General features: G+C 52.9%; 6 protein-coding genes and 1 pseudogene. 2 read left to right on the top strand and 5 right to left on the bottom strand.

All coding sequences use genetic code 11. From position 1 onward, the window contains the following. Positions 1-87: 87 nt before the first annotated feature. On the bottom strand, positions 88-5,046 hold the full coding sequence (locus tag ACQKPA_RS12475) for a pullulanase (protein WP_427492602.1): 4,959 nt from the start codon (positions 5,044-5,046) through the stop codon (positions 88-90). Positions 5,047-5,434: 388 nt separating this feature from the next. Between ACQKPA_RS12475 and ACQKPA_RS12480 the strand changes: the two genes are divergently transcribed. Both ACQKPA_RS12480 and ACQKPA_RS12485 read left to right on the top strand, forming a co-directional pair. Further along, positions 5,435-7,351, top strand: a complete 1,917-nt coding sequence (locus tag ACQKPA_RS12480; RefSeq protein WP_427492604.1) for a beta-N-acetylhexosaminidase — start codon at positions 5,435-5,437, stop codon at positions 7,349-7,351. A 104-nt stretch (positions 7,352-7,455) separates the two neighbouring features. Then, positions 7,456-7,716 (top strand): annotated as a pseudogene (locus ACQKPA_RS12485) (helix-turn-helix domain-containing protein); the annotation flags it as partial. A gap of 139 nt (positions 7,717-7,855) precedes the next feature. On the opposite strand, the gene ACQKPA_RS12490 reads toward ACQKPA_RS12485, so the two are convergent. The 4 genes from ACQKPA_RS12490 to ACQKPA_RS12505 all read right to left on the bottom strand — a co-directional run bounded on the left by ACQKPA_RS12490 (position 7,856) and on the right by ACQKPA_RS12505 (position 17,067). Next, positions 7,856-8,770, bottom strand: coding sequence for a hypothetical protein (locus ACQKPA_RS12490; RefSeq protein WP_427492606.1), 915 nt, complete (start codon positions 8,768-8,770; stop codon positions 7,856-7,858). A gap of 68 nt (positions 8,771-8,838) precedes the next feature. After that, on the bottom strand, positions 8,839-9,327 hold the full coding sequence (locus ACQKPA_RS12495; RefSeq protein WP_427492608.1) for an RNA polymerase sigma factor: 489 nt from the start codon (positions 9,325-9,327) through the stop codon (positions 8,839-8,841). Between the two features lie 349 nt (positions 9,328-9,676). Beyond that, positions 9,677-15,931 (bottom strand): 5'-nucleotidase C-terminal domain-containing protein, encoded by a 6,255-nt coding sequence (locus ACQKPA_RS12500; protein ID WP_427492610.1) that lies wholly within the window; start codon positions 15,929-15,931, stop codon positions 9,677-9,679. A gap of 182 nt (positions 15,932-16,113) precedes the next feature. Next, entirely contained in the window at positions 16,114-17,067 is a 954-nt protein-coding gene (locus ACQKPA_RS12505) for an ABC transporter permease (RefSeq protein WP_220686862.1), read from the bottom strand. Between the last annotated feature and the right edge of the window lie 6 nt (positions 17,068-17,073).

A 17,073-nucleotide genomic window follows, 5' to 3' on the forward strand; every position in this document is an offset into this window, starting at 1 on the left:
ATGCTATCGTATGACGGTAAAAAGAGCCGCCGGGATCATCCAGGGCTCTTTTCCTTATTAAATCTACTTGCTTAAGAATATCTGGTGCTACTTCAGTTGATTCAACAGATTAAGCACCGCCTGCGCGCTTTCCGCACGGGTGGTCTTGGCTTGAGGCGAAAACGTGCCATTGGCATCCCCCTTCATCAAGCCAAGGGCCAAGGCTTCATTCACCTCTTGAAGTGCCCATGCAGAAATTAGCTTCCTATCCTTCATACCCGGTGCTTCCGGTGAAGGAGAGGCGTCCCCCTTGGTTCCATATGCACGGTAGAGCATGACCGCCAGCTCCTCGCGGGTGATGGCCACGTTCGGTGCGAACGTGCCCTTGCCTCTGCCGTTCACCAGCCCGTGCTGGAAAGCCGCTGCGACCGCCGAAGCATACCATGCATCGCCGTCCACATCCGTGAAGGTCGTGTCTTGCGTGCCTTCAAGGCCCAGGGCACGAACGAGCATCGCAGCGAACTGCGCACGTGTCAGCGGCTGATGCGGACTGAATTTCGTATCGCTGGTGCCATTCACAATATGCTTGGCTGCCAGCTCTTTTACCGCTTGCTCCGCCCAATGACCGGCAAGGTCGGCAAACGATTTGTCGTATTCCAACACGACGTAGTAGCTGAAATGGCTCGCTTCAGCCGTCAGTTGCCCGTTTACCGGCTTGCCGCCGGCATACTTCAATTGACCCGTATCCGTGATGTGGTAGATGCCGCCCAGATTGCGGTGAATGGCGCTGTCGACAGCAAAGCCAATCGTTACAGGTGTTATGAAATGCTCCAGCTTATATGCCTTGTCGTCTTTCGTGCGGACGGATAGCTGGAAACCATACATCTTGCTGCCCTGCTTCAGTTTAGCCTTCTCGGCAGCAGCTGCTTTGGCTACGAGAGAGGCAGCTGTCTGCGATCCGACCTCCTCCAGCTTAAACGAGATGACCGCATCCTTAGTCTGCCCTGCCGGTACGAGCTGGCGCAGCGCTTTGAGCAGCGCGGACGGAAGCTGTACCATCACGCCGTCCTGCTTCAGTTCCAGCGGCTTCGTCCCCAGGATATCCCCTGCCGTCAGCGGCAGGAGAACTTCGATATCCTCAGCACCGAGCTGAATCGTCACTTTCTCTTTCCCGCCGAGCAGCGATTCTTCGTTAACGATCCGCTGACCCTGATTTGGCTTCGTTCCCGGATCGGTTGGCGGATTGCCGCCTGCTCCTCCGCTTCCGTTTCCGTTTCCACTGCCAGGGTTGCCGCCGTTCCCGCCGCCTTCAGTCTTAGCATTCATTTTGATCACAACGGCCATCAACGGCTCAAGCGTGATCGAGCCGGAGGTTAACGTGAAGCCGGACTTCGCTTTGACGCCGGTCGTGCCTGCTTCATCGTTATCGACTACCACCGTGCCGGAGCTCAGATCTTCGCTTAGCGTAAGCGTTCTCGACTGGTTATCCGCATTAACGAACACATAATAATGGCCGGTTCCGTCCGTCGCTTTATTCTTAAATGCAATGACCAGATCCTGCGCCTTTACTTCGGGAATCTGCAGCAGCGTCACGTTCGAATTCACCATGGACTGATCGCCGAGGCGGAAAGCGTCGGACGATTTTCTTAACTCGATCAGTCCGGTCGTATATTCCCGCGTCTTGTTATTCTCCGGATATTTGGCTTCATCCGTCGCTTTCTCCCAATCGAACATGTTGATGGCATCGGAAGAGTCGTAGGAATCATGGATGAAATAACCGAAACGGTTTCCTGCCTCGTCCTCTAATTCATGGTATTTTTGCTCGGGAACCCCTGGGCCCAGCCATTGCTTGGTCCGCCCGTACTCCTGTCCTGCATGGAGGAACGCCGTTCCTTGCGAGGTCAAGGTGAGCAGGTTGCCTAGGCGAATGCGCTTATGGATCTCCAGATTATTCGCTGCAATCGACGGGTCCTTTTTGATGGACTGCGCAATAATGTCGTACAGCGGCAGATTGTCATGGGCTTCAATGTATTGAACCATGTCACCCGGATCATCTTCCTTCGTGTTGCTCGGCTGCGCCTTGATATTGTTGAAAATGGTTTGGATGTCGCGCGCGCCGCCCGTAATGAATCGCGGCTCGCCTTCATTGCCGAAGCCGGATTTCAGCTCGTTGCGGAACTCGTCGGAGAAAACGCCGACGTCGTCCGTTTTATCCATCCAATTCTGGTCCGCGCCCTTGCCTGCCAGGGAGGGATCCGATAGATGACCGCCGAACGTGACCCAGCCCTCGCCGATAAACAGCGCTTTCGGGTTGATGGCTGCAGCGGCATCATAGGCGTTCTGCACGGCTTCATATGTGGCGTCGCCCATCATGTCCCAGCGCATGCCGTCGATTTTGTATTCGTCGAACCAGTATTTCACGGAGTCCACCATCAGCTTCTCGGCCATCTTGTGGTTGGTCGCCAGATTGTTGCCGAAGCCGCCGATGAAATTGCCATTGGCATCCTGGAACGCATAATAGTTCGGCACGATATCATTCAAGAGATCTGCCTTGGCCATATGAGTGTAGACCACGTCCAATACGACGCCCATTTCGGCCTCGTGAATGGCGTTGATCATCGCCTTCAATTCTTTGATGCGAAGCTCGGGATCCGTTGGATCCTCGGAGTAAGCACCGTCAGGTGAGAAATAGCCGTGCGGGTCATACCCCCAGTTGTACTCATTGTCTTTGGCCGAATAATCCAGCTCCCTGTTCTTCATGGCCGCTTCGTCACCGTAATACCAAGCCATCACGGGCAGCAGCTGAACATGGGTAACGCCCAGGGACTTGATGTATTCGAGCTTCTCTTTGAACGCGTTGTAGGATCCCCAAGTCGCGTTATGCAGGTCGTTCTCTATTGTCGGATCCGACGTGAAATCCCGGACGTGAATCTCCCAGATGATGGCGTCTTCCCGCTGCTCGTAGCCCGGAATGTCCGCAAAATCAAATCCGGCGGGATCCGTTTGGCTCAAATCGACGATCGCGGCTTTGCCGACGGAATCGCCGTCCGGTCCAACTTCACCCTTGGTGTTCACTCTGAATTGCGCCATGGATTTGGCATATGGATCCAGCACGGTTTCCGTCACGCCGTTGTTGGTCACTTCGTATTGATAAAAATATCCTCTAAAATCTTGGATACCGAGGTCTCCCGGCTTCAACTGAACCGACCATACCCCTTTATCCCCCTTTTGGAGAGCGACATTGCCGATAAACTGCGTGGCATCATCCTTGCTGTACACATTTGCGGTGACTTCGGTCGCCGTCGGTGCCCACAGCTTAAACTCGGCTCCTCCAGCCTGATAAGTCGCCCCGAGGTCATCGCCGTCGTAAGCGTACATCTCATCCAGCATTCTCCAGCCGGTGGAGGCTGATACAGTTTTTCCGGCGTAAGTTACGCTTAGCGGTATCTGATCCAGTTGAAATGATGCCGACACTTCGATGGTCGTGTTTCCGGTAATCTTTACGCTTTGAATGGCAACCGGATGGCCGTCCTTATCCTTAATCTGCAGCTCATTCTTCATCGTATCCGCTTCCAAACCATCGGTCATGGTAAATCCGAGCTGGAGCTTTCCGGGAGCCAATACCTCGGCCGAGACCAACCCGGTAGGCACTTCCCCATACGGAGATGTGTAGACGGTGTTGTCGCCTTCTTGAATAAACAGATGCTGGTATCGGTCTACCAGGGTGAAGGCTTTGTCGCCTCCGTCTTTGCCGGCGTCTCCTTTGGCCGGATCCAGCACGAGGAAGTTAATCTTCTGGGCCCCCGGCTTCATTGGAATGTCCACATAAGCGCCATATCGGTCGGTTTGGCCTGAAGGGAACATGGTAACCCCCGTCGGCCAGTCTTTCGAAGGCGCAGCGACATCGTCGCCCCATATCCACAAACCGTACGGATCATAGTTCTGATCCTGCCGTTGATAGTGGATGCGCACGGTATCCGCCGGCAGGTCAACAGGCTCAAAGCTGTATACCGTATCGGAGCCTTCCTTGAGCCATACTTCGTTCATGTCCGGCGAGGCTAGCGGGAATTTCTTGTCGCCGCCGTCTTTATTGCCGCTGATGCGATCGACAACGACGATGCCGACTTTTTGGGCGCCGTCCTTGAGCGGAATGTCGACGAAGGCCCCGTAGGCGTCCTGCTGCCCGCCAGGGAATGGCGTTGCGCCTGCCGGCCAATTGGTGGACGGGGATGCAACGTCATCGAATATCCACAGTCCGATGCTGCCGTAATTCGCGTCCGCCCGGTTGTAATGGACGCGCAGATGGTTAGCCGGCACCGGTGTTCCCGGATCAGCGGGTACCGTAAAATGAGCGGCAACGCCGTGATTGTCCGCATCGTAGCTGAACGTAACCTTCACGTCCTGCGGCAGCTGAAGTGCTTTCCGATTAGCGGGGTGAACCGGGCTTGCCGCTTCGCTGCCCAATGCGATTTGGTACTCATGCTCCCCATCGTACACGTCGGCCGTCACCGTGTATACGTTGTCATAATCGGAATCCTGCATGATTAATCTCGCATCCGCAGGCGACCAGTCGGCCGCTTCGCCGATGCCTGATTGGAAGCTGCCGATCACTCGGGGAAGCTTATCCGCTTCGATCGGAGCATAGTATGTAGAATCCGCGATCCGGTGGGTCCCATGATTGTAATAAAAGGTAACCTGGGAATCTTGGGCGAGCGTTATGAGGATGTTGCCATCCTTGTTTGCTCCGCTGGGATTGGAATAATGGGCGGAGCCGTAATTCTCGTCCCACTTGCCGTCGATCGCGATCTTGTATTCGTACGATCCCGCGGGCAAGCTGCCGGTAAACCTATATTCTCCGTTCCCCATATCGTGCAGGGTTGTCGCGGCGGCCGCCGGATCCCAATCCGCGCTATGGCCTAGTTCGGATTGCAGAGTCCCCACCAGCGTAACCTGGCTTGGCGCGCTATCGGCATCGGCCGTTGATTGCGGAATGCCGAGCATGGAGAAAATCAGCGAAACAATCATGATGATGGACCACGTTCGTTTGCTTGAAACCGTCATTCTCATGAAACAAATAGCCTCCTTCTGTTCCTGGATTAGGTGCAGCTGTTACGATGTTGATGCCACTCATTGCGCAAACGCTTGCATAAACAGGTTTGAGCTTCCATCAAGTAAAGTACGACAATTACTGACAATGATTAGAGAATATGTTCGAAATATAGAATGAAACCAATATAGATAAAAGCGATTACAATGGAAACGTTTGCATCATTAATTGTAGTATCGAGGCTCCTTCTCGTCAACCACATTTTGACCTGTTTTCATCATGAATGTTGCGGCTCAAGCGGGTATTGCAAACAAAAGATTGATTTCCCGCGACGATTCCCATAACATTAAACATTATAATGATATAATGTTTAATGTTCGTAAAATCATTGATGCAGGGGAATTTCATATGAAATTTCGTTTCGAGGGCACTGTTACGGATGTTATGGCAGGCATTCAGCTGCTGCTGGATGAGCTTGGCGTCGAGCTTGGGGAAGACGGCATCCCCGTTGAGTTAGCCTTGTCCGAAGGCGATCTGGAGGTCGGCAGGGATCGAGACCACGCCTATATTCGTTACGGTCGAAAACATCAATTTTTCCGGGGGCTCGGCTTGCTGGTTCAACACAGCCGCCAAAGCGATAGGTTTTTCCTACAGGAACGCCAGCAATTTGACCAGATCGGCCCGATGTTCGACCTGTCCCGCAACGCCGTGCTCACCGTGGACAGCTTCAAACTCATGCTGAACAAGATGGCCCTGATGGGAATGAACAGCGTGATGTTATACATGGAGGATACTTACGAGATCGAAGACGAGCCGTATTTCGGTTATATGCGCGGTCGCTACACGCAGGCGGAGCTGAAAGCGATAGACGATTATGCCGATCAATTTGGCATCGAGGCTTTTCCGAGCATCCAAACCTTGGCGCACCTGGAGGAGTTTCTGAAATGGGAGCCCATCAAGCATTACCGCGATACGAAGGGTGCCCTGCTCGTCGGCAGCGAGCAGACCGACTCCCTGATTGAACGGATGATCGAGGCTGCCAGCGCTCCGTTCCGCAGCAACAAGATTCATATCGGGATGGACGAAGCGGAGGAGCTCGGACGAGGTAAATATTTGGATCACAACGGTTATGTGAGCCGTTTCGACATTATGATCGCCCATCTGGACAAAGTCCTGGCTGCCGTCCGCAAGCGCGGCCTGAAGCCGATGATGTGGAGCGACATGTTCCTGAAGCTCGCTGCCGGCGGAGGCGGCGATGCGGCGTATTACGACAAGGACACCTCGATTCCGGAGGATATGGCCCGCCGCATCCCGAAGGATGTGGACATGGTGTACTGGGACTACACCCATATGGAGCCGGAGGACTATGAGAAGCTGATCGCCAATCACCGTACGCTGGGCTGCAACCTCGTGTTTGCGGGAGCCGTCTGGATCTTCAACACATTCGGCGTCAACTACGGGCTGTCCCTGAACGCTTCGAATGTTGCGCTTCAAGTGTGCAAGCAGGAAGGAATCCGTGAGGTATACGCCACGATGTGGGGTGACGACGGCAACGAAGGAAATCCGTTCGCGGCGCTGCTCGGTCTGCAACTTTATGCCGAGCATGCCTACTCGGAACAGGAGCCTTCCCCGGTTCAGTTGGCAGAACGGGTGAAATTCTGTACGGGCATCGATATGGATACGTTCCTCCTACTGAAGGATCTGGACGAGATTCCCGGCCAGGAGCCGAACAACGCCAAGCAGAGCAACCCATCCAAATTTTTGCTGTATCAGGACGTGCTCCTCGGGATGTTCGATAAACAGATCGAAGGCCTGGACCTCTCGAACCACTATGCCGAGCTGGAGCAAAACCTCCACGCGAAGCGCGATAGCACCGCCGAGCTGGACTATCTGTTCGAGATGCCGGAGAAGCTCAGCGCCGTTCTCAAACGAAAGAGCGAAATCGGCATTCTGCTAAAGCAAGCCTATGATGCCAAGGACGCCGACACCTTAAGGCATATGGCCAAGAACGTGCTCCCTGCCATCTCCAAAGCCGTGCAAGAGCTGCGCATTGCCCACCGCACGCAATGGCACCGGATGTTTAAGCCCTTTGGCTGGGAGGTCATCGACATCCGCTATGGCGGCGTCATCACCCGCCTGGATACCGCATCGTTCCGCATTCTGGATTACGTTGAGGGACGGACGGCACGGATTGAGGAGCTTGAGCAGGAACGGCTGGTATTCAGCACGACCAACCGCAGCAATCACAAGGGTGTCGGCTGGTGCAGCCATTATTACCGCATGGCTTCGCCGAACGTGTTCTACCATGTGCTGAATCCTTTTTAAGGGTCTTAGCTGCTTGAATCTGCGGACACCTGTCGACAACACATGATGAAGCCCCGGTTCCCGGGGCTTTTTAGCATAATCGCCGGGGCGAGGAGCTTGCCGCCTGGGCCGGCGTGCATCGAAGCCACTTCACCCGCGCGTTTACCCGCCGATACGGCATCTCTCCGTCCCGCTACATGCAGCAATTAATCATGGAGAAAGCGACCCGCCTGTTATCCGCCGAGGGAACCAGCATCACGCAGACCGCTTTATCCCTGGGTTACTCGGATTTGTTTGCGTTCTCCCGCGCCTTTACCCGGTATTTCGGAATGACGCCGAGCGCATTCGTGAAAGCGAACCGCCCATCATCGAGTACAAGCGAATAACACGGAACCTCCATACGATAAACGATAAAGGTATCGCCATTAGCGATCCTACGTCAAACGATAAGAGGCTATCCGATTAGGGATAGCCTCTAGTCTTTTTACATTATCTTTTTTTCGTTGCGTTAAACGGTAGGACGACCTACTCCTCCATTAGCTCCCACAGCGTGATGAATGCCGCACCTTCCAATTGAAAGAACACAGGCGCATTGGCATATCGCACATATCGGCCGCCTTTAAACAGTCTTAACTGGACTTCCGTCCCGTCCTGCAGTTGGATATACAGAAACTTCTGCTCGCCCGACCCGGTCTCGTAGATCCCTTGCTCAAACAAAGCATCCGCCGCTACCGGCTTTGCCTCATATAAAGCCTCAACGAAGGCTTGCACCTCCGCATCGGCGGAAAGCTCGCGCAGCTTGTTCTCGCCCATGTTCCAGCTGTCGAAATCCTGCCATTTGACCGAAGTCATGTTCCTCATCAGATTCAGCTTACCAATGATATCCTCGCCTTTAGCCACCGTAATCCCGTTTAGATGCTCATACAATTCGGCGTAGACTTCCCCGTCGTGCTCCATGTAGGACATGATTCTAAAATCGGCGTCATATCCCTTAACCGTGAAGATGTCCATTTCGCCGACCGTCGAAGCAAGTTCCGTATAATCGTCGGAGGAGCTCCATTCCGTAATTCCTGATTTCGACCGTCCGAGCTTGTCGCCCCGCAGCTGCTTGGCGATTTCCGGCGAGATTTGCGTACTAGTTTGGGTGTAGATATTGCCCTGGTATACAACCAAACCGATCATGTCGGCTTTGACGTTGCTCTCGCCCGGAAGCTCGATTTTCGGAATGGTTACCGGATCGTGACCAACCTTCGCGGTCGGCGGGGTATTGTCCCCAATCCCTTGCGTTTGCGGAGTATACGTTAATGCGGGAGTATCTTTACGATCTATTATGATCGAAATAACCAAGACTATCCCCAGCATGACAGCCATACTTACGCCGGCCATACCCCATCGATTCCTTCTTGTCGTTTGACGCTGATTTTGTTTCATTCCTTTCATAATCCGCTCCTCCAATCCTTTATCAGGTTCTATTCGATCTATCAATGATTTGTAGTCATTCCGATTCATCAATCGTCCTCTCCTTCCAAGTCCATGCGCAGCAGCTTCCTGCCCCGCTGAAGACGCATCTTGACCGCAGACTCGTTAATCTGCAAAATCCCGGCGATTTCCTTAACGGAATAATCCTCGTAATAAAACAGATGGATGACCGACTTATACTTGAACGGCAAACTCATGACGTGGTCCATCAGGGTCCGTTCCGACGGTTCGACAAAATAATCGTTCATATGCTCCATCTTGGTTACCCGCTTGCGCCACAGGCTCCCTTGCATGTTCTTGCAGTGGTTGGTAATCACCCGAATGAGCCAAGCTTTCTTATGCTCCTGGTCCCGGAAGTCGGGCGCTTTATATATCAGTTTAATGAACGTCTCCTGAATGGCTTCTTCGACATCCTGTTTGTTCCCAAGGTACACCATCGCTATTTTAAAAAGCATATCGCCATATAATTTATAGGTTTCCGTAATATCTCCGCCCGGCCGGAGCGAATCGATCTGCATCGCCTGTAGACCTCCTTTTACCCTTAACACAGTTATGGACGCGGATCGGTCACATTTTGTTTTTAAGTTTTTCGGATTAAAAAAAGAGGGGGGCCCAATAGATGGGACTATCTCCTTCTCCTGTTAGGAGACACTCCGTGTACGAATCGTTCCTCCCCATTTACGAAAGAAACGGTTTAACGAACCGAAAAAGCAAGAATGGCGGTGCTAAGGATGTGATCCTTAGCACCGCCATTTCTATTTTCTACTTTTTGATCAGCTGGAGCATTCTTCACGCAGATTTGCTGTTGTCCCACTCGTATATCACAAAAATGCTAACCTAGCATGCATCAGCCTCTATAGATCCTGTTTATTTTACGTACGTCAAATCCTGCATCAAACGATGGAGCACAGCGGCGCTTTCGCCGCGGGTGGCATTCGATTTAGGATTGAATTGCTGTTTCGGATCTCCGTTCAGAATATCAAGTGCCGCCAATTCATACACCGCTGCCTGAGACCAAGCGCCGATCGAGGACGCATCGGCAAAATGGGCTTTTGCTGCGTCAACTGGATTGTATCCGGCATACTCCAGTGCGTTGTAGGCCATCACGGCCATCTCTTCGCGCGTGATCGTCCGGTTCGGCTTAAAAGTGCCGTCCGTGTAGCCCTTAATGATATCAGCATCGACTGCTGCCTGGATCGCTCCAGCGTACCAGTCGGATGATGCTACATCTTTAAATCCGCTTGATCCAGCATCTGCAGTAAGGCCCATCGCCCGAACTACAAGCGCTGCGAACTCGGCCCGAGTGACCGGAGCGTTCGGAACAAAGGTCTGCTCCGTTCGCCCAGCTGCGATCATTTTGGCCGCAAGCGATTCAACGTCACCCTTCGACCAATGCGATACGATGTCCTGGAACGTTACCGGGTTCTGCAACACCAGGTATGTGCTGTTGGTTTGGCTATAGATATCGATTCGTTGGCCGTTCACCTTGAATGGTACCGGCGTGTATTCATTACCGTTACCGTCCACTCGAACAACCGCGATGTCCGTCAAAGCATGCGATTTGTCGACATTCAGAGACCGCTTCACATACGATCGGAATGAATCCAGCGTGAAAGTCTTGCTATTGCCGGACTTCACTGCCACGGTATAGCTCACGGCTTGCAGCGCTTTATATCCTTTGGAAGCCGCTGATTTAAGGGCATCCTCATCGATAGCAAGCTGAATGACCAATTGAAGGCTGCTAATGTCCGAGCCGGCTTGGTCTGCCAGCGCTTGAAGATCGATCTCCTTCTTCGGAAGCTCATAGCTTCCGTAAGGCGTTGCTATTACCAGTACTTGTGCGTTTGTTTGATCAAGCCACGCCCGCAGCGCTTCATTCTCGATGGTAACGGATGAAGAGGAGATTGGCTGCGTGCTTGTTACCTCCACGGTGACTTTTCCGTCAACAGGCTGTTTCAGGGCTTCCTTCATGGCCGCTCCGGTCACGCTGCCTGCTGCCGCACCGTTCTCCACCTTAACCGGTACCTTGATCTTGCCTGGTTCCGCCGGTGGCGTCGTGCCAGGGTTGGAAGGATTCACGGGAGGTGTCGTCGGACCTGGAGTTCCAGGCGTGCTCGGATTTCCAGGGTTGCCCGGCCCAGGCTCTCCCGGACCACCCGGAAGCGGCGCTCCCTTCAAGTCCGTAATCCGTCCTTCGACAGCGGAGGTCTTGGCCGTGATAGTGCCTACTTTTTTCACGTAATTCGAGAATACTTCATAGTCAGGCTTATAAAGCAGGTTCACGCGCCCTTCCAGATAGGCCTTCTCGAGCGAAGCATAGAAATCGCCGCCCTTAGCGGTAAATGCGTTCGTCGCTACCTCATACGATTTGTTCATGTCGATCGGTTCGTATCCGTTCTTGCCTTTCACCTCTATGCGGAGCACCCGCTGCCCGGCCGGTTTGGTCGAATCATAGAAGAACTTCATACCCGCGATATGCGGGAAGCGGCCATCCGCAGCAGGCGTCTTGGAAACCCCGTTCTCCATGGCTTCTTTAATCTCGGCGCCCGTCAGCGTGATCGTAACCAGATCATTGTTAAACGGAAGCACCGTCATGACGTCACCCATCGTGATTTTGCCTGCTTCAATAGATTCGCGGATGCCTCCGCCGTTCTGCAAGGCAATGACCGCATTCGTTCCGGCGGCTTGCGCCGCATCCAGCATGCCATCGGCAATCAGATTGCCGAGATTCGTTTCCTTCGTGCGGACATCGGCGCGGACGCCGTTCAGCTTCACTTCGGTCGTGCCAACCTCCGTTTGTTTTAACTGCTCTACGCCCGGCTTATATTTGGTATTCAGAATTTGAAGCGCCTCTTGGTCTGGCTGTACCACGTATTGGCCAGCGCTATCTTTCTCATCAACGGAAATGAGGCTGCTGTTCCACTCTTGCAGAACACCCTCGTCGTCAAATACGACCTCAAGCTGGCCTAAGAATTGACCTTTTTCACCTGTCTGCACGATCAGCTTCGGTTCGCTGTCCGAACGGTCCACGACCGCCTCATCCAGCTTGGTATGACTATGGCCGCCCACGATGATGTCGATGCCCTCGACTTCCTTCGCAAGGTTGACGTCCACATCATAACCGAGGTGCGACAGTACGACGATTTTGTTGATGCCTTCCTTCTGCAGCATTGCTACAGTGTCTTTTGCCTTTTGCACCGCATCATCGAAGGTGACGTCTCCAGGCGAAGCGATGTTGGCCGTGTCTTCGGTTGTAAGTCCGATGAGGCCAACCTGCTCCCCGTCTACCTCCGTGATGATGGCCGGGTAGATGGTTGTATCCTTGGCATCCCGGGTCACTTCATTCTTGAATTTCTGGCTCAATAAAGCATCAGCCGAAAAATTCACGTTCGAGGAAACAAATGGGAATTCCGCATGCTCGATGAAATCGTTCAGCACCTCGGATCCTTTATCGAACTCATGGTTACCGAAGGTCATGGCGTCATATTGAACCAAATTCATGAACTCCAGATCGGCGAGTCCCAAATATTGATTAAAATACAGCGTGCCGGAGAATACGTCCCCTGCATCCACGAGCAAAGGATTGACCGCATTCGCTTTGGCTTCCTTGATTGCCGTAACCCGGCGGGCAATGTTATCCGGCGAGCTTACGGTGTCCAGATTGGCATGCGTGTCATTGGTATGCAAAATGGTCAGCGGGAAGCCGTTTACGGCCACTCCCTTTAGGTCAATCTGGGCTACGACTGGATCATGATCCGATACGCGGCCCTTGGAAGCCGGGAAGTCGGCGTTCAGATGCACGATATCGACTTGTGTAGAACGAGTCAGGTTCTTGCTGACGAGAATATGATCCAGCACCTGCGAATTCCCGTCATACGTGTAGGTATACCGCTCCGCGGGCGGAAGCGTCTCGATCAGATTGTCCAGCTCGTTGCCCTTCAAAATGTTCGCCGTCTCGGTAAATTGGAAATCATTCAAATCCCCCAGAACGACGACGTTAGCGTCAGGGTTAGCAGACACAACGCTTTTCACGAATCCGTTCACGACCGCTGCGATCTGATGGCGCTGGGTTTCGCTGGAGAGAACCGGCGGCTGGGTATTGCCGAATGGTCCTTGGTCTCCGGATTTCGAGTTAAAATGATTCGCAATGACGATCACTCTTTCCCCTTGGAATTCGAACTGCGCGGCCAGAGGCTTGCGCGATGCGTTGAATGCAGGGTTCAGCGGTTCGATCCGGCCCGGATTCAGAGTCAGCTGATCCTTTGCCCCATCATACGCAACCGATTCCGTCGGCGATCCCTTCTTGCCGTTTACACTGTCCGATAACTGGACACGATCGGCGTTATAGAGGAATCCGACCCGGATGTTGGCTCCGGGAGCTCCACCATCGTTATTATTCACCGGCTCAATGTCGGTAAAGTTGTAGGTTGGTCCGCCAGCTGCCTTGATGGCGTTAATCAAAGTCTGGTAGCTTTGATCAGCAGCGGTAGTTCCGTTGTTCTGCTCTCCGTTATTATCCTGTATTTCTACGAGACCGATAATATCCGGCGACTTGATGTTGTTTACGATCGACTCCGCCAGCTTATTGATTTTGGCGGAGTTTACGCCCGGATAGAAATTTTCGATATTATACGTCGCTACTCTGAGCTGTTCGGCATTCACGTCGATGGTGGATACCTCTTGCTTAAAAGAGCTGCTGTGGATTGCAGGCAAGCTATCTTTGGCAGGGATCACCTTGAAGTTCCCGCCGTTATACCCGATCACGCCGATCACATCATCGGCAAATGTATCGCCTGTGCCCACTTCTTGTCCCGGATTGCCGTAAGCAATCAGGAGACGCTGCGGATTGAAATTGCCCTGCTCTTTCAGAACCAGTCCGCCGGCTGGCGTAATGACATCCGCGATATCGTTCTCGACACGGGTCGCAATGTTGTAGGTGCCGCCGCTTGTCCAATACGGACTAATGATCGTTGGCTGCGGAAGTCTGACCAGCATGCCCTCTAAAGATTCGTAGAAGTCGATGGCATCTTCCTCCGGATCGAACGTTGTCATGCTGTCATTATCAATTATGGCGGCAGGAATCGGGCGCCCGCCTTTACCTAAGGTAACAGGGTCTGGCAGTTGTTGACCCTGACCCAGATTCTTGATGGATTGCAGCTCGATTTGAGTGGAAGTCAGGTTGCTGGAGCTTCCCTCGTTATACTCGGCCACTTTACCGGTTACGCTCACCAAATCTCCGATTTGAGGCCGGTTTGGATCCGTGGAATACACAAAAATGGCGTCCGAGGTATCCGGATCGGAATCAGGCTGCGGATCCTGGATGTAGAATCCCTTGATATTGCCGTTAGAGAACGTGTATCCGTACTGGGTTACAACGCCTTCAATATCACTTACCGTCTGTCCGGTATACGGCGACGTATGGTCCTCGCCTTGGATATCCGCGATGCGCGGCTGCTGAGTAGCTTTGTAAGCAAATTCGTATACCTTGCTCACATCATTACCTGAGACAACGATTGCTTTGATGGTCGTATCTCGGTCAATTTGAATCGGCGAGCTGTACTGTGTACTTGCTGTCGTCGGGACTGACCCGTCGAGCGTATAATAGATGCTTGCCCCTTGCGTAGGGCTGGACAGCGTCACCGTTCCCCCGATGATTATCGGTCCGGCACCCGGACTTGCGATCACAGAGAACATGTCCTCGATTAAGGCATTCTCGCCTAAAGGAATTAGCTCATAGATGTTGCCGAACTGCTTCACCACACCCGTGACGCGGCTGAAGGTCTTCACCGTCTTCAGCTTGGACAATCCGGAATAGATGATGAATTCATGACCGCCTTGCTCGGCCGTATATTCCCCAGGTCTGTTTTCGGACTTGATGGTGACATCGTCCAGGTAGACAAGTCTTGCTTCATAGGCCTCCCCTGCAGGAAAGGATAAATCAGCTCCGGTTATTTGAAGAGCCTGCGGCACTCCTGCATTTGCACCCGTTACGTCATGGGGCAGCAGGGCGTGCGGTTTGATCTCCTGCAGATTGTTGTAAATCTCCATCACGCCGGCCACGCTCACCCGGTCGCCAACGCTGGCATTAAGCGGGTAATCATAGAGCACGATACCGGCCGTGTCATCTTGAATGTAGGTTTCTCTGCCTTCGATATGGGTAATAATACCTTCCGTCCACACATGCTCGCCTTTTGCCTTGCTGCGGGCTTCAGCGACGGACGTTTGCGTTAAAATATCATATTGGAACGAGGAGACCGGTCCATCCGGTAAACCATCCTGGACTGCATAGGCATCCACCCGCGTAGGCTCGTTAATCTCGATCGGGCCGTTCACGAACTGATATCCCGAATTTCCACTGGACAGATATACATCCGCATAAACGGAAGCGCCCACCGTAGGCGGATTCAGCGTAATCTCTGTTCCGGCAGGCCAGGCATTAGGCTCCGGATTGGCCGTTACGGCTCCCAAGCCCGAGCCAGCCGTGACCGGCGTAGCTGGACTCGAGCTGTTCCGAGGTTCCGGTGTGTTAACTGTGAAATCCGCCGCATTGTTATCCGTGTCGAGGCCGCGATCATTTTGACCAACGGTCAATTCCTTGCGGATCGCAGCCGTGCTGTTGGATAAAGCTGCTGTCGGCGAGTCTTCGAATACTTTCGCAGTTCCATAGCCAACAAGATCGATGCGGTCGCCAGCAGTGTTCACCAGGTCCACTATGCCGTTAGAGCCGCCTAAGCTCAATGATCCTTGAAAATCAGGTGTCGGTAGAATAGCACCCGTCGTGCCACCACTGTTTTGGATCAAATAATAAGCATAAGGCTCAATGGTACCAGTTAAAGAGGTCGTGTTGTTAAATGCACCTGTGCTAGCGCTTGCATAACGAACCTTCCAGCCTGTCAGGTCGACCGGACTGCCAGTCGGATTGAACAATTCGATAAAATCATGCGTATACGTGGCCCCGCTATTCCCGCCGCCACCGTACACCTGGCTGATCACAATCTGGTCATGCCGGGGGGAAGCCTCCGCCACCTTTACAGGGCTGAAAGGAACGATGATACTCAGAAGCATCACGATTGCCAGAAGCATGCTTAACGGTCTTTGGCACCGATGTAATCGAATGCGCATTCAGGTTTTCACTCCTCTATTCTATTAAATTTTCTTAGCTTATTTACTATATATACCAGATATGTTTTGGGAGTTCTAACCTAAAGTATGCTAGATGTAAAAAAACCTCCGATAGACCTAAACCCAAAGCTGAATAGGCATATCAGAGGTTCTATTTGTCTTACATCAACTTGCGCAATACGTTACCGTTTACCTGAATCGAACGGCTCCCCTACGGCTTTCGGCGCATTCGAGGATTTGGAGAAAATCACGAGCGCGATCAGTGTAACTACATAAGGGAATATCTTGAGAATGACCGGCGGGATTACCGCCAAAGACGGAATGACCTGTGATACGTTGGCTACCGTCGTGGCAAATCCGAAGAACAAGGTGGCCAGCAGGATACCGAGCGGCTTCCATTGTCCGAAAATTAAGGACGCCAGCGCCAGGAACCCGAGTCCCGCTACGTTCCCCGTAAATTCACCGGAATACGTTAACAGAATTACTGCCCCCCCGAGTCCGGAAAAAGCACCCGAGATCATGACGCCGACATACCTCATGGACTGCACCTTAATACCTGCTGCTTCGGCCGCGTGCGGATGCTCGCCGCAGGACCGGAGCCGCAGACCGAACGGCGTTCTGTACAGTACAAATGCACTTACCAAAAGCAAGATCAGAACCAACCACGTCGTGGCATAGGTTTTCGTGAAGAATAAATCCCCGATGATCGGAATCTTGGACAGACCCGGGAAATCAAACGGTGCAAAACCATTCGTGATGCTGATCTTTCCGCTCCCCGTAATGTTACGGGCAAGGAAAATCGTCAGGGCACCCGCGATCATATTGATCGCCGTACCGCTTATAATCTGGTTTGCACTGAGATTAATGCTGGCAAAGGCATGCAATAGCGAGAATAGCGCACTCGCTGCAGCCGCTGCCAATAGTCCTACCCATAATACCCACGATTGGCCGGGCCATTGGGCCTGCATTTTGAATATGACAAAGGCTCCGATGAAAGAACCGACAATCATCAAGCCGTCAAGGCCGATATTGACGACCCCGCTTCGTTCACTGAACAGCGCGCCCAGGGCGGTAATCAAAAGCGGGATTGTGTAAGCGATGGCATACGGAAAAATCTGTTCAATCGTTGTCCACATATGTCC

The sequence above is a fragment of the Paenibacillus sp. NPDC093718 genome (assembly GCF_050279985.1).
GTDB lineage: Bacteria > Bacillota > Bacilli > Paenibacillales > Paenibacillaceae > Paenibacillus_AQ.

Coding starts and splice junctions, on each gene's coding strand:
- ACQKPA_RS12475 (WP_427492602.1), bottom strand. CDS start 5,046: ATGAGAATGACGGTTTCAAGCAAACGAACGTGGTCCATCATCATGATT.
- ACQKPA_RS12480 (WP_427492604.1), top strand. CDS start 5,435: ATGAAATTTCGTTTCGAGGGCACTGTTACGGATGTTATGGCAGGCATT.
- ACQKPA_RS12490 (WP_427492606.1), bottom strand. CDS start 8,770: ATGAAAGGAATGAAACAAAATCAGCGTCAAACGACAAGAAGGAATCGA.
- ACQKPA_RS12495 (WP_427492608.1), bottom strand. CDS start 9,327: ATGCAGATCGATTCGCTCCGGCCGGGCGGAGATATTACGGAAACCTAT.
- ACQKPA_RS12500 (WP_427492610.1), bottom strand. CDS start 15,931: ATGCGCATTCGATTACATCGGTGCCAAAGACCGTTAAGCATGCTTCTG.
- ACQKPA_RS12505 (WP_220686862.1), bottom strand. CDS start 17,067: ATGTGGACAACGATTGAACAGATTTTTCCGTATGCCATCGCTTACACA.